At 61.6% G+C, this 25,505-nt stretch carries 19 protein-coding genes and 1 tRNA gene; 11 read left to right on the top strand and 9 right to left on the bottom strand.

The genetic code is table 11. The annotated features are described in order from the left end of the window. Positions 1–81 precede the first annotated feature (81 nt). From metH to QUG03_RS00190, 8 genes are all read left to right on the top strand, one after another. Entirely contained in the window at positions 82–3,795 is a 3,714-nt protein-coding gene (gene metH, locus QUG03_RS00225; protein ID WP_500819121.1) for a methionine synthase, read from the top strand. Then, positions 3,785–4,303, top strand: coding sequence for a DUF2878 family protein (locus tag QUG03_RS00220; RefSeq protein WP_500819120.1), 519 nt, complete (start codon positions 3,785–3,787; stop codon positions 4,301–4,303). The genes metH and QUG03_RS00220 overlap by 11 nt, the downstream gene beginning before the upstream one ends. 493 nt (positions 4,304–4,796) lie before the next feature. After that, complete coding sequence (locus QUG03_RS00215; RefSeq protein ID WP_500819119.1) at positions 4,797–5,546, top strand: trypsin-like serine protease; 750 nt, start codon at positions 4,797–4,799, stop codon at positions 5,544–5,546. A gap of 251 nt (positions 5,547–5,797) precedes the next feature. Continuing rightward, entirely contained in the window at positions 5,798–8,455 is a 2,658-nt protein-coding gene (locus QUG03_RS00210) for a cytochrome c peroxidase (RefSeq protein ID WP_500819118.1), read from the top strand. Between the two features lie 158 nt (positions 8,456–8,613). Then, positions 8,614–9,237 (top strand): hypothetical protein, encoded by a 624-nt coding sequence (locus QUG03_RS00205; RefSeq protein ID WP_500819117.1) that lies wholly within the window; start codon positions 8,614–8,616, stop codon positions 9,235–9,237. A 117-nt stretch (positions 9,238–9,354) separates the two neighbouring features. Then, a complete protein-coding gene (locus QUG03_RS00200; protein WP_500819116.1) occupies positions 9,355–10,905 on the top strand; it encodes a type III secretion system effector BopA family protein in 1,551 nt (516 codons plus the stop codon). A gap of 40 nt (positions 10,906–10,945) precedes the next feature. Continuing rightward, positions 10,946–11,365 (top strand): chaperone SicP, encoded by a 420-nt coding sequence (gene sicP, locus QUG03_RS00195; protein WP_500819115.1) that lies wholly within the window; start codon positions 10,946–10,948, stop codon positions 11,363–11,365. 297 nt (positions 11,366–11,662) lie between these two features. Next, positions 11,663–12,109: a hypothetical protein gene (locus tag QUG03_RS00190; RefSeq protein WP_500819114.1), complete on the top strand. Its 447-nt coding sequence runs from the start codon at positions 11,663–11,665 to the stop codon at positions 12,107–12,109. A gap of 40 nt (positions 12,110–12,149) precedes the next feature. Here the strand turns inward: QUG03_RS00190 and QUG03_RS00185 are convergent, their stop codons facing one another. Next, entirely contained in the window at positions 12,150–13,709 is a 1,560-nt protein-coding gene (locus QUG03_RS00185; protein WP_083860544.1) for an SIR2 family protein, read from the bottom strand. A 44-nt stretch (positions 13,710–13,753) separates the two neighbouring features. After that, complete coding sequence (locus tag QUG03_RS00180; protein WP_500819113.1) at positions 13,754–14,380, bottom strand: glutathione S-transferase family protein; 627 nt, start codon at positions 14,378–14,380, stop codon at positions 13,754–13,756. Positions 14,381–14,548: 168 nt separating this feature from the next. Between QUG03_RS00180 and QUG03_RS00175 the strand changes: the two genes are divergently transcribed. Beyond that, positions 14,549–14,624: transfer RNA gene (locus tag QUG03_RS00175), tRNA-Ala, on the top strand. 433 nt (positions 14,625–15,057) lie between these two features. On the opposite strand, the gene QUG03_RS00170 is transcribed toward QUG03_RS00175, so the two are convergent. Both QUG03_RS00170 and QUG03_RS00165 read right to left on the bottom strand, forming a co-directional pair. Next, entirely contained in the window at positions 15,058–16,761 is a 1,704-nt protein-coding gene (locus tag QUG03_RS00170) for an amidase (protein ID WP_500819112.1), read from the bottom strand. Between the two features lie 172 nt (positions 16,762–16,933). Further along, positions 16,934–17,890 carry a LysR family transcriptional regulator gene (locus QUG03_RS00165; RefSeq protein ID WP_500819111.1) on the bottom strand — a complete coding sequence of 319 codons (957 nt, stop codon included), beginning with the start codon at positions 17,888–17,890 and terminating at the stop codon, positions 16,934–16,936. A 228-nt stretch (positions 17,891–18,118) separates the two neighbouring features. Between QUG03_RS00165 and aguA the strand changes: the two genes are divergently transcribed. After that, complete coding sequence (gene aguA / locus QUG03_RS00160) at positions 18,119–19,258, top strand: agmatine deiminase (protein ID WP_500819110.1); 1,140 nt, start codon at positions 18,119–18,121, stop codon at positions 19,256–19,258. 135 nt (positions 19,259–19,393) lie between these two features. On the opposite strand, the gene QUG03_RS00155 is transcribed toward aguA, so the two are convergent. Continuing rightward, positions 19,394–20,218, bottom strand: coding sequence for an AraC family transcriptional regulator (locus QUG03_RS00155; RefSeq protein ID WP_500819109.1), 825 nt, complete (start codon positions 20,216–20,218; stop codon positions 19,394–19,396). 136 nt (positions 20,219–20,354) lie between these two features. Between QUG03_RS00155 and QUG03_RS00150 the strand changes: the two genes are divergently transcribed. After that, positions 20,355–21,554 (top strand): FAD-dependent oxidoreductase, encoded by a 1,200-nt coding sequence (locus tag QUG03_RS00150; protein WP_500819108.1) that lies wholly within the window; start codon positions 20,355–20,357, stop codon positions 21,552–21,554. Between the two features lie 36 nt (positions 21,555–21,590). Here the strand turns inward: QUG03_RS00150 and QUG03_RS00145 are convergent, their stop codons facing one another. The 4 genes from QUG03_RS00145 to QUG03_RS00130 form a co-directional block, all read right to left on the bottom strand. After that, the gene (locus QUG03_RS00145) at positions 21,591–23,264 is read right to left on the bottom strand and encodes a GMC oxidoreductase (RefSeq protein ID WP_500819107.1); all 1,674 of its coding nucleotides are present in this window, start codon (positions 23,262–23,264) and stop codon (positions 21,591–21,593) included. A 379-nt stretch (positions 23,265–23,643) separates the two neighbouring features. Beyond that, positions 23,644–24,150 (bottom strand): GNAT family N-acetyltransferase, encoded by a 507-nt coding sequence (locus tag QUG03_RS00140; protein ID WP_488876790.1) that lies wholly within the window; start codon positions 24,148–24,150, stop codon positions 23,644–23,646. 60 nt (positions 24,151–24,210) lie between these two features. Continuing rightward, complete coding sequence (locus QUG03_RS00135; protein WP_107801397.1) at positions 24,211–24,468, bottom strand: YjhX family toxin; 258 nt, start codon at positions 24,466–24,468, stop codon at positions 24,211–24,213. Between the two features lie 204 nt (positions 24,469–24,672). Continuing rightward, positions 24,673–25,242: a GNAT family N-acetyltransferase gene (locus QUG03_RS00130; RefSeq protein ID WP_500819106.1), complete on the bottom strand. Its 570-nt coding sequence runs from the start codon at positions 25,240–25,242 to the stop codon at positions 24,673–24,675. Positions 25,243–25,505 lie beyond the last annotated feature (263 nt).

Below are 25,505 nucleotides of genomic sequence, written 5' to 3'. Positions count from 1 at the left end.
GACAGTTGATTGCGAGTGTTAAGATGAGCTTTTGAGTCCGTTGCGCTTGTTATCGTTGTAGACAAAAAAAGTTCAGCCGCCATGACAAAAACATCCTCGCATCCCCTCCGGCAACACCTATCCCAACGCATTCTGATCCTGGACGGCGGCATGGGCACTATGATCCAGCGCCATCAGTTGGAGGAGGCCGATTATCGGGGCGAGCGCTTTGCCGATTGGCCCAGCGACGTCAAGGGCAACAACGATTTGCTGGCGCTGACGCGGCCGGACGTGATCGGCGGCATTCACCAGGCCTATCTGGACGCCGGCGCGGACATCATCGAAACCAACACCTTCAACGCCACCTCCATCGCCATGGCGGATTACGCGATGGAAAGCCTAGTGTGGGAAATCAATCATGCCGCGGCCAGGCTGGTCAAGGAACTGTGCGAAAAGGCCAGCGCCGCCAATCCGGCCAAGCCGCGTTATTGCGCCGGCGTGCTCGGTCCCACCAACCGCACCTGTAGCATCAGTCCGGACGTCAACGACCCGGGCTACCGCAACGTCAGCTTCGACGAACTGGTGACGTCCTACACCGAGGCGATAGACGGCCTGGTGCAAGGCGGCGCGGACCTGCTGCTGGTGGAAACCATCTTCGACACCCTGAACGCCAAGGCGGCGGTGTTCGCCATTCACAAATACTTCGACGAGCGGCCGGACACGCCGCGGCTGCCCATCATGATCTCGGGCACCATCACCGACCAATCCGGCCGCACCCTGACCGGTCAGACCACCGAGGCCTTCTACAACTCGCTGTCCCACGCCGACGCGGTCAGCTACGGTCTCAACTGCGCGCTGGGCCCGGACCTGCTGCGGCCCTATGTCGAGGAGATGGCGCGGGTGTCCGCCGGCTATGTGTCGGTGCACGCCAACGCCGGCCTGCCCAACGCCTTCGGCGGCTACGACCTGGAGCCGGAGGCGATGGGCGTGTACGTCCGAGAATGGGCGGAGTCCGGCCTGATCAACATCGTGGGCGGCTGTTGCGGCACCACGCCGGAACACATCGCCGCCATCGCCCGCGCGGTGGACGGCGTCGCGCCGCGTCCGCTGCCGGCGATAGAGGCCAAGTGCCGGCTATCCGGCCTGGAGCCGTTCAACATCGGCGACGGGGATCTGTTCGTCAACGTCGGCGAGCGCACCAACGTCACCGGCAGCCGCGCCTTCGCCAAGCTCATCCTCAACGGCGACTACGCCACCGCGCTGGACGTGGCGCGCCAGCAAGTGGAGAACGGCGCCCAGGTCATCGACATCAATATGGACGAGGGCATGCTGGACGCCCACGCCGCCATGGTGCGCTTCCTCAACTTGATCGCTTCCGAGCCGGACATCGCCCGCGTGCCCATCATGATCGACTCCTCCAAGTGGGACGTGATCGAGGCCGGCCTCAAGTGCATACAGGGCAAGGGCATCGTCAACTCGATCTCCATGAAGGAAGGCCGGGACAAGTTTGTCGAACAGGCGCGCTTGATCCGCCGCTACGGCGCCGCGGTGATCGTCATGGCCTTCGACGAAGCCGGCCAGGCCGACACCTACGCCCGCAAGATAGAAATCTGCGAGAACAGCTACCGCATCCTGGTGGACGAAGTGGGCTTCCCGCCGGAAGACATCATTTTCGACCCCAATATCTTCGCCGTGGCCACCGGCATCGAGGAGCACGCGCGCTACGGCCTGGACTTTATCGAAGCCACCGGCTGGATCAAGCAACAGCTGCCGCACGCCAAGATTTCCGGCGGCGTGTCCAATGTCTCCTTTTCCTTCCGCGGCAACAACAAGGTGCGCGAGGCCATCCACGCCGTCTTCCTCTACCACGCCATCCAGCGCGGCATGACCATGGGCATCGTCAACGCCGGCGCGCTGGAAGTCTACGACGAGGTGGACCCGGAACTGCGCGAACGCATTGAAGACGTGGTGCTGATGCGCGCGCCCAAGGACGGCGGCGACGCCACCGAACACCTGATCGCGCTGGCGGAAAAATACAAGGGCGAAGCCGCCGGCGAGAAAAAGGGCGAAGACTTGGCCTGGCGCGCGCTGCCGGTGGAAAAGCGGCTGGAGCACGCGCTGGTCAAGGGCATCACCACCTTCATCGTCGAAGACACCGAGGAAGTGCGGCAGAAAGCCGCGCGCCCCATTCATGTGATCGAAGGTCCGCTGATGGACGGCATGAACGTGGTGGGCGATCTGTTTGGCGCCGGCAAGATGTTCCTGCCGCAGGTGGTCAAATCCGCGCGGGTGATGAAGGCCGCCGTCGCCCACCTGGAGCCCTTCATCGAAGAGGAAAAGATCCGTCTGGGCCTGGCCGACGCGCCGGCCAAGGGCGTGATCATCATGGCCACGGTCAAGGGCGACGTCCACGATATCGGCAAGAATATCGTCGGCGTGGTGCTGCGCTGCAATAACTACCAGGTGATCGACCTGGGCGTGATGGTGCCCTGCCAGAAAATCCTGGACGCCGCCATCGAACACAAGGCCGACATCATCGGCCTGTCCGGCCTGATCACCCCCAGCCTGGAAGAAATGAGCCATGTGGCCAAGGAAATGCAGCGCCAGGGCTTCAGCGTCCCGCTGCTGATCGGCGGCGCGACCACATCCAAGGTCCACACCGCGGTCAAGATCGCCCCGCACTACCAGCACCCGGTGATCTACGTGCCGGACGCCAGCCGCGCCGTCGGCGTGTGCTCCAACCTGCTGTCCGACACCCTGCGCGACGGCTTCGTCGCGGAAAACCAGGCCGAGCAGGACCGCGCGCGCGAAGGCCACGCCAATAAGGCGAGCCGCAAGGTGGTGAGCCTGGAACAGGCGCGCGCCAACAAGGAGGCGATAGACTGGGCCGTCTACCAGCCGCCCACGCCGCAATGGCTGGGCGTGCGCCGTTTCGAGCGCTACCCGCTGGCCGAGATCGCCGCCTACATCGACTGGACGCCGTTCTTCCAGAGCTGGGAGCTGGCCGGCCGCTTCCCGCGCATCCTGAACGACGAGATCGTCGGCGAATCCGCGCGCGCCTTGTATGAGGACGCGCAAGTGATGCTCAAGCAGATCATTGCCGAGAACTGGCTGGGGGCTAACGCGGTGATCGGCCTGTTCCCGGCCGCCAGCGTCAACCACGACGATATTGAAATCCGCGATCCGGACAAGCGCGCCAGCCTGATGAGCTGGGTGGGCCTGCGCCAGCAACTGCCCAAGATGGACGGCAAGGCCAACTGGGCGCTGGCCGACTACATCGCGCCGCGGGACAGCGGCGTGCAGGACTATATCGGCGCCTTCGCCGTCACCGCCGGCATCGGCATCGAGCCGCACGTCAAACGCTTCGAGGACGCCGGCGACGACTACTCCTCCATCCTGCTCAAGGCGCTGGCGGACCGGCTGGCCGAAGCCTTCGCCGAACTGATGCACGCCCGTGTGCGTCGCGAGTTCTGGGGCTATGCCGCCGCCGAGCAGCTGGACAACGAAGCGCTGATCGACGAAAAGTACCAGGGCATCCGCCCCGCGCCCGGCTACCCGGCCTGCCCGGACCACACCGTCAAGACCGCGCTGTTCGAGCTCTTGGACGCGCCGGCCATCGGCATGACGCTGACCGAAGGCTATGCGATGCTGCCCACCGCCGCCGTGTCCGGCTTCTACCTCAGCCATCCGGCCTCGCGCTATTTCGGCGTGGGCAAGATCGAGCGCGACCAAGTGGCCAGCTACGCCCAACGCCGCGGCGTCAGCGTGGAACAGGCGGAACGCGACCTCGCCCCCAATCTGGGCTATGACGCCTGAGGCGGGCAAGCCCTGGCCCAGGCTGCTGTTGGGCAGCCTGATCTTCGGCGTCGGCGCCTGGTTGCTGTTCAGCTTCCGCGACCGCTACGTGGTGCTGTTGCTGGCCGGCGCGCTGCTGGCCTGGCAAGCGCTGCCGGCCGGCTTTAAAACCCGCGCGCTGCTGTTGAGCGCGGCCGCCTGTCTGCTGGACTTAGCCGTCTCCGGGCTGGGTCTGTACCGCCTCGTCGGCGTCGGCGGCCTGCCCTTGTGGCGAGTCGTCTTGTGGCTGAGCTTCAGCTGTTGGTGGTTGCGGTTGCTGGCGGTCTGGCGGCCGTCGCCGCGTCTGCTGGCGCTGGTCGGCGCGCTGGCGGGGCCGCTGCTCTGCTGGTGCGGCTTGCAACTGCGCGCCCTGCAAGCCGGCGCGCCGCTGTGGCTGACGTTGCTGGCCTTGGCGCCGTTATGGGCGGCCTTGCTGGCCTGGACGCCGCGCTTGCTGCCGATGGACCAAGGATCGGCGGCGCAGGCGTGATTGTGGATAAGAAGGCGGTTCTTGCCGACCTGTGGATAAACTAATGCGTTGTCGCGTTCATGCCTTGAGCGCATTTGGCGTCCCCCTGAATAAAAACCGCATCGTTTACGATGCGGTTTTTATTTATTTAATCCGAAAAATCATAATTCAATCCAAAGTTAATTAAATATGGATTATTAAAACTGTTTGGGAAGCGGTGAAAATTAACAAAGCGGCTATTTCAGTTTCAGCACAATCGTATCGCGGCGCGTCACAGGCGGATTAGCCGTGTGCGCAGTAAGAAGTTTTAATAAAAACTTATGACTTTGTTATTTTAACGGCGGCCTGGCATGGAAAATTCACACATGAAAATCATTTCGAAAATCACATAATCATTGCAACCGGACGGCAGGCTCGCAACGAGGAATTGGCAGATTCCGAGCGAATCAAGGCGGCCTCGTCCGGTATTTTTGGATGATGAAAACCGCAATAACGATTTTGAAAAGGATATTCCGTGAATAAACTCATTGTCGCCGCATGCCTGTTGGCCAGCGTGCAATTGACCGCCGCCGCGCCGTTCTCTCCCACCGAAACCCATTACGTCAAATTGGATTTCCGCGGCTCGTCCGGCGGCAATATCTGCGGCGGCTCGCTGGTGGGGCCGGACCTGGTGCTGACCGCCTCGCACTGCATTCTGGACAACTGGAACAGCGTGACCGCTCATTACGGCCGTCACTTCGCCCAGCGCGTGGAAACCGCGCGCAACAACGCCAAGCCCAACTGGATCAAGTTCGACCACAACGGCGTGGCGGTGGACCTGGCCCTGCTGAAACTATCCCGCCCCATCGCCGGCCTTGACGGCGCCAGAACGGTGCCGGTGGTGGCGCAGGAGGACTGCAACGGCGCGATAGGCGCGATGCAAGCCAATCTGCGGATGGCGGAGACCGGCGGCCAGCTGGCGGCCAGTCTGATGGACGTCCGCGTCGCCAATATCCAGCGGCTGGGGCCGTCGCCCTTGGCCAACGGCGTGTCCCTGCTGGCCAACGGCACGGTGGGCCGCGGCGGGGACTCCGGCAGCCCGTTGCTGTCGCCCAAGGGCGTGCAAGTGGGCGTATACAACGGCAACGCCGGCAATGTCTCCGCCTACGCCGCATTGTGCAAATACGCGGGCAGCATCAAGGCCTGGTCCGATGTGCTGAGCCCGTCCGGCAGCCAGACCCCGCCGCCCGGCGACTGGGTGTGGCCGGACGCCGCGCGACGCTGAAACCGCGCGTCCAATACGAAAGCAGCCCTTGGGCTGCTTTTTTTGCGTTGGAGTCGTTGAACAGCTTCTTCGCCGTTCAGAACACCTCGATATCGGTCAGATGATGGCGGCCGGTGCGGTTTTCCTGGCAGAAAACCTTGACGCGCACGGTCAGGCGCGACTCCGGTTTTCCTATCCTCGACATGCTTCTTGTACGAACAACTCTACAAACGCATAATCTGCCGTTTTGAAAATAATTCTCAATTACAAAAATGCACTCGCGCCTTGCTCTCTCTCTCATTCTGGCGGGCAGCCTGGCTGTGGCCGCCTGCTCCGGCGGCCCGGCCGCCCAGCCGGTCCGCACCGGCGTCTTCGTCGATAGCCCGGTAGCGGGCCTGGACTACGACAGCGGCAGCCATGCCGGCAAGACCACCGCCAACGGCGAATTCCGCTATCTGGACGGCGAAACCGTCGTCTTCCGCATCGGCCAGCTGGAACTGGGCCGTAGCCTGGGCGCGCCCCAGCTGACTCCGCTGCAACTGGCCGGCAGCCAGAACCCGGCGGATCCCAAAGTGCTGCGCCAAGTGCAGCTGCTGCTGACGCTGGACGAAGACGACAACCCCAACAACGGCATCCAGATCAGCGCCGACACCGCCGCCCGCTTCCGGCGCAGCATGCGCTTGGAACAGGCCGGCGATCTGCAAACCCTGCTGGACAGCGCCGGCATCGCCCGCAGCGTGGTGGCCGCCGACTACGCGGCCAGCCACTTCCGCCTGAGCCTGGCCGTGCTGCACGAACAGCCGCCCGGCCCGCGCTTCACCGCACTGGCCGAAGCGGACGGCGCACCGCTGACCGACGCCGGCGAACGCGCCGGCTGCGTGAAAGACAAGCAGACCGGCCTGATCTGGGAAGTGAAATCCGTGCAAGGCCTGCGTAGCCAATTCCACAGCTATTACGCCAGCGCCAGCCGCAATCCGGAACGCCCGGCCCAATGCGAACCCGGTCAGGAAGACTGCCTGGCCGTCACCTACACCGAAGCCGTGAGCAAGCAAAAACTATGCGGCTTCGAAGACAGCGAAGAAGACATCGCCGCGGAACGCGGCTGGCGGCTGCCCACCGAGCGCGAACTGAAAACCCTGCTGGACTGGAGCCAGTACGACCGCTCGCGCGGCCTGCCGGCCATGGACCGCCACGTCTTCCCGGACGCCGAAGCCGCCTTCTACTGGACCGCCACCAGCCGCCGCGGCGAAGGTTCGCTGGCGGTGGCCTTCGACGACACCCACCGCACCCTGCCCAGCGTCAGCCTCAGCCTGGGCCAGCCGGCGCGGCTGCGCCTGGTGCGTGGCCCCAAACTGGCCGACGATCCCAACCCGGAACAGAATCCGCCTAAGCCGCCGGCCTACATTCCGGTCAGCGCCGACGGCCAACTGGCCGCACCGGCCCAGGCCGCCTGCGTCGACGACAACCAGCATCCGGACGGTTGGCGCGACATCATCCTGTGGCAGGCCCGGCCGCGGCCGGCCGGCGCGGCCAGCCTCAACCCGGCGCTGGCCGCGCTGCAACAGCAGCGGCTATGCCAGCAGGACAACTGGCGGCTGCCCACCGTGGCCGAGGCCATCCGCTGGCTGCAACTGCAACAGGACCCGGACTATCCCGGCGCCAATGCCGCCGCGCGGGTATGGGCGCGCGACGCCGGCGGCGAACTCTACGGCCTGGACCGCGACGGCGGGAAACAGAGTGCTGCCCGGCTTGCTGCTGAGGCCGAGCAGCCGCTGCTGGTCGCCCTCTCCATCCGTCCGGCCAAACCGCCGCTGCCGGACAGCGACGGCGAGGCGCCGGACGCCGCCCAGCTGGCGCAATGGCGGACCAGTTACAGCCAATACCAGCCAGGCGCGGAGCGCCAGGCGGCTTGGCCCGCGCCCACGCTGGACGCGTCGGCGCAAGCCGGCTTCCGTGATCTGGGCCTGCTGCCCGCGGCGCCGTTTCCGGCCGACAACCCCTATAGCGCCGCCAAGGTTGCGTTGGGCGACAAACTATTCCGCGATCCCCGGCTGTCCCGCAACAACCGCATCGCCTGTATCAGCTGCCACGCGCCGGAACACGGCTGGAGCGATCCGCGTCCGGTGTCCCAAGGCCACATCGGCCAATTGGGCGGCCGCAACGCCATGACCCTGCTCAACACCGCCTACGTCGGCTCGCTGTTCTGGGACGGCCGCGCCGTCAGCCTGGAAGAGCAAGCCAAGGGCCCGGTGGTCAACCCGCTGGAAATGCATCAGCCGCTAGGCCAGGCGGTGGCCAAGATCGCCGCCGTGCCGGAATACGCGCCGCTATTCGCCGCCGCCTACGGCGACAGCCGGGTGGATCTGGACCGCATGGCCAAGGCCATCGCCACCTTCGAGCGCACCCTGATCAGCCAGGACAGCGCCTTCGACCGCTTCCTCAAGGGCGAGCGCGCCGCGCTGAACGACCAGGCGCTGTGGGGCCTGCACCTGTTCCGCACCAAGGCGCGCTGTATCAACTGCCACAACAGCCCGCTGCTGTCCGACAACCAGTTCCACAACACCGGTCTCAACTACATCGGCCGCGACAAGGAAGACCTGGGCCGCGGCGGCGTCACCGGCTTGCGCGCCGATCTGGGTAAATTCCGCACCCCCACCCTGCGCGATCTGCTCTACACCGGCGACTACATGCACACCGGCGACATGCCGCTGGATGAAGACGGCGCCGGCGTGATCGAGTTCTACAACAGCGGCGGCAATCTGGTGGAAGCGGTGGGCGTGGAAAAATACACCCTGCCCAAGCCCTCGCCGCTGCTCAAGCCGCTGGGCCTCAGCACCGCGGAAAAGCAGGCGTTGCACGCCTTCCTGCAAGCCTTGTCCGGCCCGCCGCGGCTGCGGCCGGCCAGCGAAGCCGAGCTGTTCCACCGCTGAGAAACGCTTACGCTCAGCCATGGCCCGGCCTCGCCGCCGGGCCGCGTTCGCGCTGGAATCCACTGGCGCAAACGCCGTTTACGGTTTATTTCAAAATATCGCGCCATGACATGCGCGTGTTTTGCAAGTGGAAACCGTGAACAACAAGGGGAGATGCGATGGCGTGGTCTTTGCAAAGAGCTTTCAATAACGCCGGGAACGGCGCCAACGCCGCCGGGGTGTGCGAGGCCGCGGTCTGCCTGTGGCTCAAGCACATCCAGGACCGCGTGGGCAAACGCAACTGGGGCAGCAGCGCCGGCGACTACCTGCCCACCACCCAACAGGCGGACGCGCTTTACCAGCAGTTCGACAACGGCGCCTATCTGTTCCGCTTCGCCTCCTACCTGGAGCAGCAGGTCTATCCCTCGGTGGCCGCCCACAATCGGGTGGGCGACGCCAATCACGCGGAAACCTTCGGCCTCACCTTCTGCCACTACTGCAACAACGCCCACGGCGCCAGCGCCCAAGCCTGGCAAGACATCATCGAAAATCGGATGGTGCGCGGCGACGCGCTGTTCCTCAACCTGATGCATAACGGCGGCGCTTCCGGCCACGCCGTCGGCGTCTATAAGGGCAGCGACTATATCTGGGTGTTCGATCCCAATAGCGGGCTCTACCGCGGCAATGTCAGCGCCGGCTGCTGCCGTGCGGCGGACTTGTTCCGCGCGGCGCAATACCTGGCCGGGCTGACTACCGGCTACTGGAACGAGACGGTTTACTATGGGCTGCATATGCGGGCCTGAGCCGAGCGCCGCGTAAGACCGCGGCGTGCGGGCGGGTGAGCGAAATTTGATAGCAAGGAAACAGGGGTTTACTCACTATCGAAACCATTCGCTTCATCATCCCGCTCGTTTCAGCCCATGACCACACTCAATCTCAATACCTTCGTCCAGGCGGCTAGGCTTGGCGGCAGAGTCGTCGTCAATGAAAAGACGCCTGAACCCACGGTGACCGTCGCCAGCCAAGGCTTCAAGGGTCGGCTCTATGCCTGCCTGTCCCAACTACCGCTGCTGAAAAACCTGGAAGCCGTCAAAAGCTATAGCCAGCGCGTACAGGCTGAAAACCAAACCGCTCTGGGCGTCTTCATCAACACGCTCTCCCGGCGTTATGGCCAGGAAAGCGCCCAAGCGGCGCTGGACAGCATGGGCCGGCTCCAGGGCGCGCCGCTCAAGCAGCGGGTGGTGGAGCAACTGATTGCCGTGGCCGAACGCTTTCATGGCCAGGGCGACGCCAAGCCCTTGGCGCGGCAAGTCGTATTCCGCTCTTGGGAATGCAAGGGCATGGATCATCCCGGCCACGCCTCCGTCACCATCAAGAACAAAATCGATGTGAACGCCAATAAGCATGTGCAGGAGCACATCAGCTGGTGGCCGTTTAGCGACGCCCAGGGCGGGCAGATCGGCCGTCTGTTTGGCCAGCGGCAGGGTGGTTCCCTGAGTAGCTACCGGGAAGACAAGCAAGAAGAGGTTTCCAGCCGAACCGCGCAGAAACTCAGCGACGGCGAAGACGCGCGTCAGCAACTGGGTACCGCGGGTTATAAAGCCGCCAGCCAGGAGCTGATGGCCAAAGCCCAGTACTACCCCCGCGCTGAACAAAAACGCACGCGGGACGGCGGCTGGGGCGTCAGCGCCCGCAAAGTCTATCTGCCGATGATGGGACGCAATAAAGAAGTCGCCGCCAGCGGCAAAACCGCCAAATTCGTATTGTTCGGCCTCAATGAAAAAGCCATCCTCCACGAGGCCCGCCACGTCAAGCAAGAAGCCGCTGAAGGCCGGATTGGCTATACCCTGGCCAGCACTGAGGAAAACTGCGCTTCCATGGCGCTGCGCATGCTGCGCGCCGGCGGCGCGGAAAACTTCGTGCCGTTCAGCGCCAGCTGGGTAACCGAAGACCCCAACAAGGCCCATGCCTATGCCGAGCGCCTGCAAGCCAGGATGGACAGCCTCAACCGCCAGGTCGCCGACATCGGCGAGCGTTGCAGCGGCATGCTGCAACAGCCCGGCGTCAAAACGGAATGGGACGCTTTCCTCAATCAGGGCCGCATGGGCGAACTCAAGAGGGAAATCAGTCAGCTCAAGCAACAAATCAACAAGGAAAGAAGACCGGAAGCCCAAGCCGTGCAACGCCAAGCGCTGAAGGAGCGCAATGCCCAGCAAGTCTTTCGCATCGGCGCCCACTTCGAGCAACTGGCCGTCGGCAGAGCGGACGCCCTGGCGCTGGCCAAGGCCATGCGGGAAGGCGCCCCCAGTATTGACGACGACGCGGCCGTCCTCACCCGTAAAACCGCCGGACTGGTGGAGGCGTTGCACCACTATCAGGAGAGCCATCCCCAAGGCGCGGAGCAACTGAGCCTTGCCGCCCACGCCATGATCAAACGCAGCGAAGAGCTGATGGGCCTCGCCATTCAATAAGCGTTGTGGACCCTTGCCGGTTTGCTCACAAGGTATCTCTATGGACAAAAATGCAGAACTTCTAGACAGCCTGGGCCGCGCCATCGGCATGGAACTTACGCTGGACCCGCACGGCCAGTGTTTCCTGCTGCTGGACCAGCGCTTGATGCTCTCTATTCGCAGCCTGCCCGACAGTCTCATCCTGTACGGCATGCTGGGTGAATTCAGCGCCAACGGCAGTGCCGGGTTCTGGCAACAAGCGCTGGCCCTTAATCTGACGCTGGCCGAGGCCGGCGAGGGCAGCTTGGCGTTTGACGACAGCACCGGAGCCGTCATGCTGGTCAAACACTTGCCCAGCGATACGCTATCGTCCCATGACTTCATCGAAGCCGTGGACCGATTCGCCGCTCGCTTGGAACAGCTGATCGCCTCGTTGGGAGAGATGGAAAGCTTCGATGCGCCCACCGGCTTGCGTTGCTGATTGAGGAAGTCTACCCCCAGGCTTCCTCCTGCTCTTGACCCCACCCGCCACAGCGGCAACAATCCGCCCTGTGCCGCGCAATGGCGGTACTGGGTAGAGCAAACCCGATTTTAGTAAGGCCAGACACCTCGTTCGCGAGGTGTCCGAACGTCATTGGCACGACCTTTTCAAGGGCGGGCAATGGCGGGGAGGCCTATGGCCTGCCGGTCCTTACTACCGGTTTTGCTCACCCTGTCATGTGCCCGCCACCCTGAAGCAAACGGGGTGTTCTGGAATCCCTAGTAAGGAGGTCCTGCCATGAGTAATCCGTATTTTCCCCCGCGCCGCCGCTATAAAGGCGTATCAAGAGAAGCCGTCGAAACCCTGTTGCCCTTCGTCAGCTTCATCCCCGGCCGCACTTATCCCCATTACTGGCAGATCGAGCCCAGCTACGACTCTTATCCACAGGCCTGCGCCGACGGCCGCGAATACGCCGCCCATCTGCTGCAATGGCTGAAGGACAATCCGCTGTTGGTCGGCTCCGGCCTGCTCGGTCGCATCGCCCGCGACATCGACTTCGCCAATGCGCAGCAGCGCGGCGTTTGGGTGGCCTTCTTCAACCATCTGGAACGCGTGCTGGCGTTGGGTCTGCGTCGCCTGGACGTGTTCGCCCATGTCGATGGCCAGCACGACTACCACCGCGCGGTGGAGGCGAGTTTTGAGTTGGAGGGGAAGGTGAGGAAGGTAGCGTTGACGCTTAAGTAAGCCAGAGAGGAGGAGAAGCCCGGCGTTGCTGGGCTTTTTTTCAGTTAAATCCATACTCTATTAGATCAATAAAGCATATGAGTTTTCTAAAATAAGTTGCATAGGAAGAAGCGGAAATTTTATTTTCATTCTCTAAAATGAAAAGCTTTACTGTTTCGATGTCTATTTGATCAGTTTTTTGAAATGGGATCAAGATGGCTGCTTTTTCTGCAGATGTTGATTCTATTATTTCTCTAGTGTTTTTTTCATGAAAATAAGAAGAAAAATATTTCTTATATTGACTGGTTCTATAGCTTTCTATGCTGTGTCTAAAGAGTAGTTTTCCAATGGGTGAAAATTCTGATTGATTCAATTCATCTGATGAATTTATATTGCATGACCGTAAATACCTAAAGCCAGGGATGTATTTGTTCGGTAATTTTTCAAAGGAGGGGTATGATTCTCTTAATAAGTCATCTGGTTTGAATTTGCTATCTTTTCTTATTATATCAAGGAATATGTCATTAATTGATACTCCTTTATATCCTGTTTTGGCTAACTCTTGTTGTTTTGATGCTACGCCAACACCAACTACAAATTCGACGTCTTCCTTGTTTTCAATTTCATCAATGTCGACGAGTGCGAGTCTCTTTTCTGGTTCACTTGATTTTACCAAATCATACATTTGTTCTTTGCAGTATCTTAATATTCTAGCAGGGATCTTCCTTTTTGTTGTTTCTATAGCCTCATATATGTCAATAAAGTCATTGGTTTTTATTACGGTGATATTGAGTCGAGAGTCACCAATTGCCATTAAGGATGGTTGTATAGAGGGGGTGTTGTCTGTTGACCTTTGGATGAATATTAAGTTCTTCCCGAATGCATCTAGCTTATCTTGTCCAAGGCAGTTTACAATTGAGGAAATAATGTTTTGAATATTTTTATCACTAATTGAATATCCAATAAATATAATTGGATGTTCAATGAATATGGTTATTAGTTTGGCAGCAAGGTATGGGTTTTTTTTATCAAAGCTTTCATAATCCTCTTTCGTTAAGATGAGAGAGTTTGGTTGGCTAGAGCAGCCATGTATTTTGTAGATTTCAGCAATTGACTGAGGGTTTGAAAAAAGCAACTCTTCTTGGCCAATAAAAACTTTGTAATCTGGAAATAGTTCTTCTAAAAATAAATCCCAATTGGTTGTTATAATGCCGTCGACGTTTATATTTGATAGCGCTTTTAGCTCTTGGCTTAGTTTTTGATCCTTCGGTTGGTTGTGACTCAGGTTTTTTAGGTAATGTGCTATTTCATGCTTTAAAGCGGAAGAGACTCCATTTATGCCTTGGGAGAATTTTTCTCTTGAGGTTCTGAAGCAGTCTTCTTTCCACCAAGCCTCATTAAAATCTTTTGACATTTCACTTGCTGCACTTGGCAAGTCTTGATTGTGCTGCGAAGAGTAATAGCCAAACTCTTTAATGGAAGTGCAAAATTTGCGTAGGAGCTCATCCCATTGTTCAAGGCCTATATATCGTCTTGAAAACCCAGAGCCGATAAATAAAAAGGGGGCACCAGAGTTTTTCCCTAACAAATTTGTCAACGCTTGGGTAATATGGGAAGTCATATATCGCCATTTGCTTGGAATAATTTGAAAAAAGCTTAATACAATTAAGCCACACCCACACTTCCATGCGTCACAAACCCCGGCCGTTGAATCAGGCGCTGATAATAGGTGTGCGCATGCGGCAGTTCCGGCTTGTCGAAAGGCGTCAGTTGCCAGCGATGGATGGACAGGCCGAGCACGATGTCGGCCAGGGTGAAATCGTCGCCGCAGATATAGGGCGTATCCTGCGAAGCCAGTTGGCGGTCCAGGATGGCCATATAGTGGCCCCACTGTTGAATGCTGGCCTGGATCCGCGCCGGGTCCTGATGTTCCGGGCTGTGGCGGCTGAGGCCGTGGAAGGCGTAGCCCCAGGAGCCGTTCAGCTCGGTGGCCTGCCAGTCCATCCACTTTTCCACCTGGGCGCGGCTGCGCGGATCGGTGGGCAGCAAGTGGCTGGCCCGGCGCGAGTCGGCCAGGTAGCGGCAGATGGTGTTGGATTCCCACAGCACCAGGCCGTCGTCCACCACCGCCGGAATCAGCGCATTGGGGTTGAGCGCCAGAAATTCCGGGCTGCTGGCCGGCTGGAAGCCGCGGCCCCAGTCTTCGCGTTGGTAGTCGATGCCGATTTCATGACAGGTCCACAGCACTTTGCGGACATTGATGGAACTGGTGCGGCCCAGGATGCGCAGCATGGAAATCTCCGGCGATGATGTTGGGATGGACCGGAGCAGTGTAGTCCTGCAGAGTGGGGGTATGCCATTGAAATGGCGAGTTGTGGCGAGGATGCGCCAGCTTGGCCGGGAGCCGAGGGGTCGGGCTTGGCAAGTGCAAGGCCCTTGTCATATGATGGCTGTCGATTTGGGCCGATAGCTCAGCTGGGAGAGCGCTGCGTTCGCAATGCAGAGGTCGGGAGTTCGATCCTCCTTCGGTCCACCAATTCCCCCTTCTTGTTTTTCCTGCGTGCAACAGGCACGAGGGAGTTCGTAAGCATCGGGATAAGGTCCGTGCCTATAACACTGAACTGCGTATCGCTATCCATGCAAACCCGCCGAACGGCGGGTTTGTCGTTGCTATGGTGTGCTTATTTTGAAGTCGTCGTCCAGCGCCACTCTCTAAGAATGTGTTTACGATCTCGCGAGCTAAGGCGAGACAAGGCGAAAACGAGCGAAAAAGCGGAATGTACTCGTGGTACATGAGCATTTTGAGCTCGGTTTCAACGCCGTATCGCCGACGCGCAGCAGATCGTAAACAGGTTCTAATGGACGAAGGTTCGGCCAGGGCGGTAATCCCCCTCAAGGAAAGCAATGATAGCTTCCAAGCTACTGCTACTGGCTGAACACCAGTGCTGGTCCGCCCTAGCGAGTGCTCATCAACCTAGCGGCGGTGTGCGCGGCGGGATCAGGCGCTTGTTGCCGGTGGCTTCAAAGGCGCCAGCGAAGCGCAGCAGGGTGTTGTCATCATAGGCGCGCCCCGCAAAAGTCAGCCCCACCGGCATGCCGATATCAGCCATTACCCCCATCGGTACGGTAACCGTCGGGACGCCAAGATGACGGATGGCGAGGTTGCCATTGGCTACCCAGACGCCGTTGCTCCAGGCGATGTCGGCGGAGCGCGGATTGACGTCCGCGTCCGCCGGGCCGACGTCGGCCACGGTGGGAAACAGCACCGCGTCCAGCTTTAGCTGATCCATCCAGTCTTCCAGATCCAGCTTGCGGGTCTTTTCCAGACCACGCAGACCATCCGGCACGCTTTCAATCCGGTCATAGGACTTGAGGCCCCGCTTGGCCATGTTGACGTACTCGTCCATGCCGGCGGCCAGGTCTCCTTCGCGGTTTGGCAAGGTGCCCGGATCGTGCGGGAAGATCTTCGGACCATCCACGTCAGCCAGTTTGTTGAGCTTGGGGTCGCCGTTGGCGCGCAGGAACTCATCGAAGGCCCAACCGGACAGCTCCCACAGCTCGTCATTGAGGAACTCGGCTGAGACGATGCCGCGGTTGAATACGGTGGGCGCGCCGGGACGATCGCCTTCACAGTTGGAAACCAGCGGAAAATCCACTTCGATGACTTCTGCTCCGGCGGCTTCCAGTGCCTGACGGGCCGCGTCCCAGAGATCGATCACCGACGCGCGGGTATGGATGCGCTGTCCGGTGGGGCCGCCAATGCCAGGCGCCTCGCTGGTGCCGGCCAGTTCGTCCTTGTTGATGTACATGCGTGGTATGCCAAAGCGCTTGCCTTTGAGTATCTCGGGCTGAGCCAGCAGGTCGGAATAGGAATCTGGCCGGACCGCCGAGGCTTTGGGAATCTCCACCCAGGACTGCAGGCGCCATAGGTCGCCACGGCTAATCGAGTCGTCGGCGACGATGACGTCGAGCACTTCGAGCAAGTCTGCCATGGTGCGGGCGTACGGCACGACAACGTCCATGGTCGGTGTCAACGGCCAGTTGCCGCGTACCGAGATGACCCCGCGCGACGGTGTATAGGCGCACAGGCCATTGTTCGAGGCCGGGCCGCGGCCGCTCGACCAGGTCTCCTCGGCCATGCCGAAGGCGGCGAAGCTGGCGGCCGTAGCGCTGCCGGCGCCATTGGAAGAGCCGGAGGCAAACGGTGCGGTCAGGTAGTTGGCGTTGTAGGGGCTTTCGGCGCGGCCGTAGCAGCCGCGCTGCATGCCGCCATTGGCCATGGGCGGCATATTGGTCTTGCCTAGGCAGATGGCGCCGGCTGCGCGCAGGCGCGCTATGGTGAAGGCATCGTGTTGGGCGACCAGATCCTTGAACGCCGGGCTGCCTGAAGCGGCGGTCAGCCCCTTCACCAGATAGCTGTCCTTGGCGGTATAGGGGATGCCGTCCAGCGGGCTCAGTGTTTCACCACGGGCGCGACGGGCATCGGACGCCTCGGCCTCCTTGATAGCATCCGGATTACGCACCACCACCGCATTGAGCCTAGTCTCCGTCGCGGGGCCATCGTAGGCCTCTATCCGCGCCAGATAGGCCTTGACCAGTTCAACCGCTGTCGAACGCCCGGATTCGAGCGCTGCGCGCAGCTCGGCAATGGATAGCTCGGTCACCTCGATCATGCTACTACCTCCACTAATAAGACGGATTTCACCCCGATCGGGGTGACCGTTTCCTGCATGCACAGGCGGGTCATGCCGCACGGTAGCCGGCGCACGCATGGGTTGTTCTGCAATATGGCGGCTAATCTACAAGAGATAGCGTCATGCGGGAAAATGATTCATTTTGATGTACTTATTCATACGGCGAATACCGGGGCGGCGTCATGTTGTGCGCCGCATCATCGGATTCGATGAGCTTGCGCATCAAATCGCGCAGCCAGTGCAGCGCAGGATTACTATCCTGTACTGGGTGCCAGATGCAGTTAAGGTGATAGCCTGGCAGTTCTTCCGGCAGCGCAACCATTTTCAACGGCCAGTAGCCCGCTATCATCGCCGCTACTTTCTTAGGCAGGATAAACAAATGATCGGTGTTGCTGACAATGGCGGCTGCAGCCATATAGCTTTGGCTGTGCACCGAAATCTTGCGTTGCAAGCCGCGCTCGGCAAGAAAATCATCCATTGGCGACTCCTGATTGCCTAGCGGCGCGTGGAAGACATGCGGCAAGGCAATCAGATCCGGTAGTGTCAGCCTATCGCTCTGGAGAGGGTGGTCATGGCGCAAGATGCCGATCAGCGGCTCCTTCAGCCAGGTTTCCCGGCACAGATAGCTGGGGATGGACATGTATTCGTCAAAACCCAGCAGGAAGTCGATTTCACCGTCGGCAAGCGCCAGTTCCGGAATGTCTTCCCGCAGGATGGTGATGTCGATATGAACGTTAGGCGCGGCCTCCGCCAGTTTTTTCACCAGGGGCGGAATCAGCACGCACTCTACATAATCCGTGGTGCACAGGGTGAAGCGACGCACCGATGTTGCCGGGTCAAAGGCCTCCGGCTGGCTGAAATGGCTTTGCAGCAGGCTGAGCGCCTGATGGACGCCCTGTTGCAGATAGAGCGCTTTTTGTGTCGGCAGCATGCCATGCGGCGAGCGCACCAGCAGCGGGTCGTCGAAGAATGTCCGCAAGCGATTGAGCGAGTGGCTCATCGCAGGCTGGCTGACAAACAGCTTCTCTGCCGCCCGTGTGACACTGCGCAGACTGATCAGGGCATCCAGTGCCAGCAGCAGGTTCAGATCCAGTTGATGCAGTTTCACACTATTCACCGTATTTATGAAAGTATTCGTATTGTTCATTTGCTGAATAGTTTGGCTCTCCATAGACTGCGTCTGTCAATCACTTCGTCGTTCATGGCAGAGGAAATCTGCCGTTCGAGAAGGCTGATCCGCCCGGCGAATGTGCATTGGTCGAGCTTCCATATCGCGCAGATCGGGAGACGTGCCGAGTCTGTCATCCGCAACTGCACGATCTATTGAATACTTCTGATGGCATTTATCAAGTCGATGGTGATCAAAATGAACAGTAAAACGCACAATAACAGTCTACCTGCCGCCGATGGTTTTCACATGCCGGCCGAGTGGGCAGAGCATCAGGCGGTATGGATGATCTGGCCGCAGCGCCCGGATAACTGGCGTCATGCCGGACGCGAGGCGCAACAGACCTTTGCCGCCATCGCCAAAGCCATTTCGGCGGCCACGCCTGTGTTTATGGCCGTGCCGGAACCGTTCATGTCACAGGCGCGCGCCGTCATGCCGTCCGAAGTCTCCCTGGTGGCAATGAATAGCGATGACTGCTGGATGCGCGACAGCGGACCGACCATGGTGATTGATCAGGCGGGCCATCTGCGTGGCGTGGACTGGAAGTTCAATGCCTGGGGCGGCTTCAATGGCGGGCTGTACCATCCTTGGGATCAGGATAGTGAAGTTGCGAGCCAGGTGTTGGCCCACCATGGCTTTGACCGCTACCTGGCTCCGCTGGTGCTGGAAGGCGGCTCGATTCATGTCGATGGTGAAGGTACGCTGCTCACCACCGCGGAATGTCTGCTCAATCCCAATCGCAATCCGGATTTGTCCCAAACCCAGATTGAGGCCTTGCTTTCCGAGTATCTGAATGTGACGCACTTCATCTGGCTGCCGGAAGGCGTGTTCATGGATGAAACCGACGGTCACATCGACAATATGTGCTGCTTTGCCCGTCCAGGGGAGGTTGTGCTGCACTGGGTCGACGATGAGCAGGATCCGCAGTATCCGCGTTCGCAGGCCGCCTACGAAGCGCTGTCCAAAGCGCGCGACGCCAAGGGCCGCCAGCTCAAGATCCACAAGATGCTGGCTCCGGGCCCCTTGTTCTATGAGCAGGATGAAACGGCTGGCGTGGTGGCGAGTGGGCAGGCAGTGCCGCGTGAGGTTGGCGAGCGCATGGCCGCTTCTTATGTCAATTTCCTGATCAGCAACGGACAGATTATTTTCCCGCTGCTCGATGAGCGTACCGATGCCGCGGCAGCCAGCCGGCTGCAGGAGATCTTCCCTGAGTACCGAATTGTCGGCGTCCCGGCACGCGAGGTACTACTTGGCGGCGGCAATATTCACTGCATAACCCAGCAGATTCCGGCAGGCAAGGCTAGCTGAGGCGCTATCGTACACGGCGGGTGAATTCCCGCCGTTTCTGTTTGCCATGAGCCGAGTTTGCGTAGAGTTTTGCGTACGGTCGGCTTATGGTTCCCAAGCGCGGGCAGCATGGGGTGTCGGTCGCATATCTCCCCATTAGGCCAGCCCCTGGCGCGCGAAAAAGTGCGCCGGCGAGTCGCCGAAGGCGCGCCGGAACATCGCGATGAAGTTGCTGGGCGAGGCATAGCCCAAGTCGTCGGCCACCTCGGCCACGGCGACGCCGCGCGCCAGCATTTCCATGCCGCGTATCAACAGCGCCTGCTGCCGCCATTGTCCAAAACTCATGCCGGTATGCGCCTGGATGTGGCGGCGCAGGGTGCGCGGCGACATCGCCGTCGCGTCCGCGCAGTCGGCCAGCGCGTGTTGGCCGGCCGGCCCGGTCAGCAGGCGATGGGCCAGCTCCGCGATGCGCGGATGCTCCGATATCGGCAAGCAGAGCGCCTGATGCGGCGCTTGCCGCAACTCGTCCAGCAGCACCGCGGCGATGCGTTCCTGCTCCGGCCGCCATTGCGCGTAATCCGTCCAGGCCACCGCGCGGCGCACCGCGGCGCGCATCAGTTCGGTGATCGCCAGCACCTGCGGCTGCGGATTAAGCGTCCGGCTCCAGTCCGGGCTCAGCAGCAGGCTCCAGCCGGTCAGCGCGCCGCTGACGCGCACCCGGTGCGGGACGACGGGCGGAATCCAGCCGGCGCGGTGCGGCGGCAGGACCCAGGCGCCGCGCGGGGTGCGGATCTGGATCAGGCCGGTTTCCACGCATAGCAGCTGTCCGCGCGCATGGCTGTGCCAGTCGTATTCGCGGCTGCCCAGCCGGTAATCGCTGTCTTCCCGGTCGTTGCCGGGGACGGCGATCAGCGGCGGGCCGCCGGTCCATTCGCTGAGGTCCGGCGCGTCTTCCGGCGGCGTGACGTCGATCTTGGCCATTTTTCACCATTTGTTGGCAAAACAGCGTTATAGCAGCTTTGGCGGAGGCGCGCACAATCGTCGGCAAGGGTCGGGATGGCCGCCGGTGCGGCGGCGGTCCTGACCGGGTTTCCTCCTGATGAGCAAAGGACAAGCTATGCAATCTCTACGCATTGGCATCGTCGGCGCCGGCCTGGGCGGGCTGTGCCTGGCCCAGGGCCTGGCGCGCGCCGGCGTCGCCGCCACGCTGTTTGAACGCGACCAGGCCGCCGACAGCCGCTGGCAGGGTTATCGGCTGCGCATCGACGGCGATGGTCAGCAGGCCTTGCGGCAGGTCTTGACACCGCGGCTGTTCGAGTTGTTCCGGCAAAGCTGCTCGCTGGGCGGCGACGATTGTTTCGTCGATCCGCAACTGCGCGCCTGGTCGGAACGCAAGCCGGCGCATTGGCGGCCGTCGGCGCAGGACGAGGACGCGGCGGAGCGCGATCTCAGCGCCAACCGCCAGACACTGCGGGAAATCCTGAGCAGCGGCCTGGAGGACCGGATCCGTTGGGGGCACGCGCTGCGCGGTTTCAGGGAGACGTCCGGCGGCTTCTTGCTGGATTTCCAGGACCGGCCTGAGTTCGAGGTGGATGTGCTGATCGCCGCGGACGGGGTGGCGTCGACGGTGCGCCGGCAGCTGGCGCCGGACGGAGATCCGGCGGACGAGGGCGCGGTGGTGCTTTACGGCCTTACGCCGCGGGACGCGCTGCCGTCCGAGGCGTTGACGCCGGAGTTGGGTCAGGGCGTGTGCGTGGTGTTCGGCGACGGTCTGACGGCGGTCATCGAGGCGATGCGTTTTCGCGCGCCCTTGCCGGAGTTGGCGCGGCGGCTGGCGCCGGAAGCGGCGCTGAGCCCGTTGCCGGATTACTGGTATTGGGCCTGCGTGGCGCGGGCCGAGGATTTGGGCGGCGCGCTGCCGGCGGAGCGCTTGAGCGGCGACGCGCTGCGGGCGCGGGTGCTACAGGCGACGCGCGGCTGGCATCCGCGTTTGCAGGCCGTTTTCGCGCATGGCGATCCGCAGTGCCTGGGCGCGCGCGCCATCCGCATGGCGGCCGAGGTGCCGGCCTGGCGGGGCGAGCGGGTGGCCTTGCTGGGCGACGCGGCGCACGCGATGAGCCCGGCCGGCGGGCTGGGTGCCAATACCGCGCTCTGCGACGGCGCGGAACTGGCGCGGGCTTTGGCGCCGGCGGGCACGGCGGCCGAGGCGGCGGCGGCGCTGCGCGTTTGGGAGCGGGACATGCGGCGTCGAGCCGAGCGCGCGCTGGGGGCCTCGCGCGAGGGCAGCGCGCGCTTGCTGCAAAGAACGGCCTTGTGAGACGCGGCCGCCGCCATGGCTTGGCGGCGGCGGGCCTTACTTGCCGTTTTTGATGATGTGCTCGATATTGCGCTCGGCCAACGCTGAGATGGTCAAGGAGGGGTTGACCGCGCCGGCGCTGCCGGGGAGCAGCGCGCCGTCCATCACGTACAGGCCGGGATGGCCGATGACGCGGCCCCAGGCGTCGGTGGCCTTGCCTATCACCGCGCCGCCCAGCGGATGCGCGGTCCAGTTCATGCCGGTGACGCCGGCTATGATTCCTGGAAAGCCCGGGACGGTGCCGGTGGCCGCGGCGATTTTATCGTTCACTGTTTTGGCCGCGGCCACGCTGTCGCGGTTGCCGTTCTTCGGCCAGTTCAGCTCCACGCGGTCGGTGGTCGGGTTATAGCTGAAGTGCCCGCGATTGCTTTGATCGAAGGCCATGCCCAGCGAACCGATCACCGTGGTCAGGTCCAGCGGCAAGCCCGGCACGTACCAGTTTTCCAGGGTGAGCGGCAGCCCGCTGTTCGAGTCGTGGATGCGGGAGGCGCTGGGCGTGCCTTGGGTGGCCAGCGATATCGTGCTGAAGCTGCGCGTGACGATGGTGTCGCCGTTGCTGCCCCAGCCTTGGCCTATGTGTTCGTTGAGATTGCGCAAAGTGCCCTGCGCCCGCGCCTTGACCAGCAGTTCCGAGCTGCCGATGGAGCCGGCGGCGAGAAAGAGCCGGTCGCAGTTGAGCCGGTAGCGGTCCAGTTGCCGGCCGTCGGGCGCGCGTTTGACCACGTCGACCTCGTAGCGGCTGCCGTCCCAGGCGATGCTGAGCACCTCGTGGCCGGGATAGATCGCGGCGCGGCCGGTGGCCTGCGCCTGGGCCAGGTAGTTCTGGTTGAGGTCGAATTTGGCGCCGTTGGAGTTGCCGTGGTTGGACATGCCCATGGTGGCGGAGGGCCAGGATTGCGTGCGCAGTTCTTGGCGGATCACGTCCCAGTTGAAGATGGAGTCGTTGGCCGTGGTGGTGTAGCCGGCCTTGCGCACCTGGGCGTCCCAGACGCGGGAATGGTGGAAGGGGATGCTGCTGTAGATGTCCGTCGGCATGGCGTCCAAGCGCAGCATTTGCCGGACTCTGGGGTAGTAGGTCTGGTTCATTTCCGCATAGCTGACCCAATGGCCGAACAGGGCTTCGAAATAACGCTGTTCCGGCTGAATCATCACCCCGGTGAACACCACCGATCCGCCGCCGACGCAGGCGCCGCGCCAGACGTTCATATTCGGGTAATCGGTTGAATCCAGCACTCCGCCGAAGGAGTCGAAATACTTGTTCACGCCTATCAGCATCTTGGCCTGGCGGCGATGCCAGAACGCGCGTCCGTCCGGGAAGGTGTCGTTGGAGAAGATGTCGCGTTTCGGGCCCTTGGGCCAGCGGTGACCGCGTTCCAGCACCGTGACCTGCTGACCGGCCTGGGCCAGACGCAGCGCTGAGATGGCGCCGCCAAAGCCGGAGCCTATCACCAGATTGGGGGTGTAGGCGGGCGGACGCGGCACGGGCTGGAACAGTTCGGGAATCAGCCGCTGGTATTTGGCCAGCTGGAAAGCGCTTGAGCCGAGGAAGGCGGAGGCGGGCGCCGGCAGCATCAGGCCGGCGGCGCCCGCGCTCGCGCCCAGCAAGAGCTGGCGTCGGTTCAGCTGCGCGGCGAGCGGGGAGGAGTGTTCATTGTCCGGGAGGTAAGCCATGGAATCGCCCTTTCTTGTGGAAGAGCCTATTCAAAGCCCGCTGTGCGTCGTGAGGCGTTGCACGGCGAGTCGCGCTTCTCGCTCCGCCGTTTTCATCTTGTCTCGCCCTTGCTCGCTAGGTTTTGACCGGGCTCTAAGCAGCCATTTCGGCTAAACAATTTGCTTATTAAGTAAGCGGGTAGATTCTTGTCTAGCCATGAGAGTGGGCGATACTGTCATTTATGACAATTATTTAATTGACATTAAATCATTTTTGAAACAATTAAATTGATAATAAGCCATCAAGCCGCAGTGTCGGGCTTGGTTTCAGAACCCTGCGGCGGGCGCGGTCCCAGCCAGCCCGGCCGCCGCAGCGGCGCGGACCGGCTCGCTAAACCGTTTAGGCCGTGGCTTCAAACGCCGGAGGGTAGCTGACGCTGCCGGAAGGCAGCGGCGCGCCCAAGCTTTGCGCCATGAAGTATTCGGCCGGCACACCCGGCAAAATCAGGCCTGGCCGCGCTTGGAAGCCGAAGCGCGCGTAGTAGCCGGGATCGCCCAACACCACGCAGCCCGACGCGCCCAGCTCGCGCAGCGCGGCCAGCGCCTGTTTCATCAGCAGGCTGCCTATGCCCTGGCCCTGTCGCTCCGGATGCACGGACAGCGGGCCGATGCCGTGCCAGCCGGCGGCGCCGGAGGAGACGAGCACCGGCGAGGCGGCGATGTGGCCCAGCAGACGTTCGCCGTCCAGCGCCACGATGGAAAGCGTGAGCTGGCCGCTGCGGCGCAGCGCGTTGACGATGAAGTGCTCGGTGTGGCTGGAGTGTTCTTCGGCGAGGAAGGCGGCCCGGGTCAGTTCGAAAATGGCGTCGATGTCGCGGTCTTGTTCGTTTCTCAGCATGAGAGTCATAGCGTTCTCCTGGCGCGCCAGCGCGGCCGCCGCTTTTGCGCGGCTGCGCGGCGGCGGTGGTCATTGGTTGTCGAGTTGGCCGCGCACGGCGCGCAGGCCGGCCTTATTGATTTGGTAAGGCTGGCCGTTCTTGGAGCTGATCAGGCGTTTGGTCCTGAGCTTCTGGAACACGAGCAGGGTGCAGTCGGACAGCAGATACCCTTCACGGGTATAGCATTCCACGGTGAAGATACGGCCCGCGTCGTCGCGCAGGTGCGCGATGCGGCCGCCTTTGGCCAGGACGTGCAACGTCCTTTGCTCCGGCTTGGAGATATTCATATTGGATGATCGTTCGGCAATCAAATGCGAAAACGGGCAGCCGCCGCGATGCGGGCGCTACCAGCTCAGGGGCATTTTGATAACGGCCAGCCGGGAAACCGGGCGGCGTTATCGGATTGCTGCAATCTCCAACATGCAAAGCCTTTGCGAGGATGAAAGAAGGGCGCTCATCAAGATGAGCAGGTCAAAATTCTAAGCGGATAGCTAAGTAAAATCAACAGTCTGCGCGCTCAGCGCCAATTCCAGCTGACAATCGAAAGGCTCCAGCGCCAGTTGCGGCGCGTACGGCCAGCGAGCGGGCGCGCAGCCGCAGGCTTCGTAGAAGTCGACGGTTTCAACGGCGGAGTGCGAGGAGATGTAGAGCGCGTCCGCGCCCAGCGCCTGGCCGGCGTCGGCTGCCGCCGCCAGCAACGCGCGCCCCAGCCCTCGGCCGCGCCAGCGGCGGTCCACTTGCAGTTCTTTCAATTGCCGGTAGCCGCCGTCCGGGCCCAGCGCTTGCGGGTTGATGGCGGCGAAGCCGGCCAGGCCGCCGTCCATGTCCAGCGCCAACACCGCGCCGTCGGCGGCGATGCGCGCCAGTTCCCGCGTCAGCTCGCGTCGTTCCGCTGGGGACCAGTCGTCGATGAAGGGCTCGGCCACGCATTGCCGGCCATCGGTTCCGGCGCGATAGACCAGATCAACATCCTGACGGCGCTGGAAGGCGTCCAGCCAGTTGGCGGGGATGTCGCGCGGGCTCAGCCGGCGGATGGGCGGTGCAGACGGGCGGATGGACATGGCTCGGATGAGGGTGGCAAGAACGGAATTATCTCAGAAGCTGTTCAAAGTCCGCTGCGCTTTGTGAGACGCGGCGCGGCGAGCGCGCTGGGGCTGGATGGTTTTGGCGCCGGCTCCGGAAACGCGGCGTGTAAGCCGTTGATATCCTATTTGAATTTTATCTATCAATCATGCGTATTGATAGATAAAACGAATTAATCGATTCAATTATTTCAATTTTCACAGATATTAACAGAATGTTAGGATTCATAAAAATCAAAGGC

The organism is Chromobacterium sp. CCUG 30098 (assembly GCF_059916605.1).
This window is presented reverse-complemented; position numbering and strand designations above follow the sequence as displayed.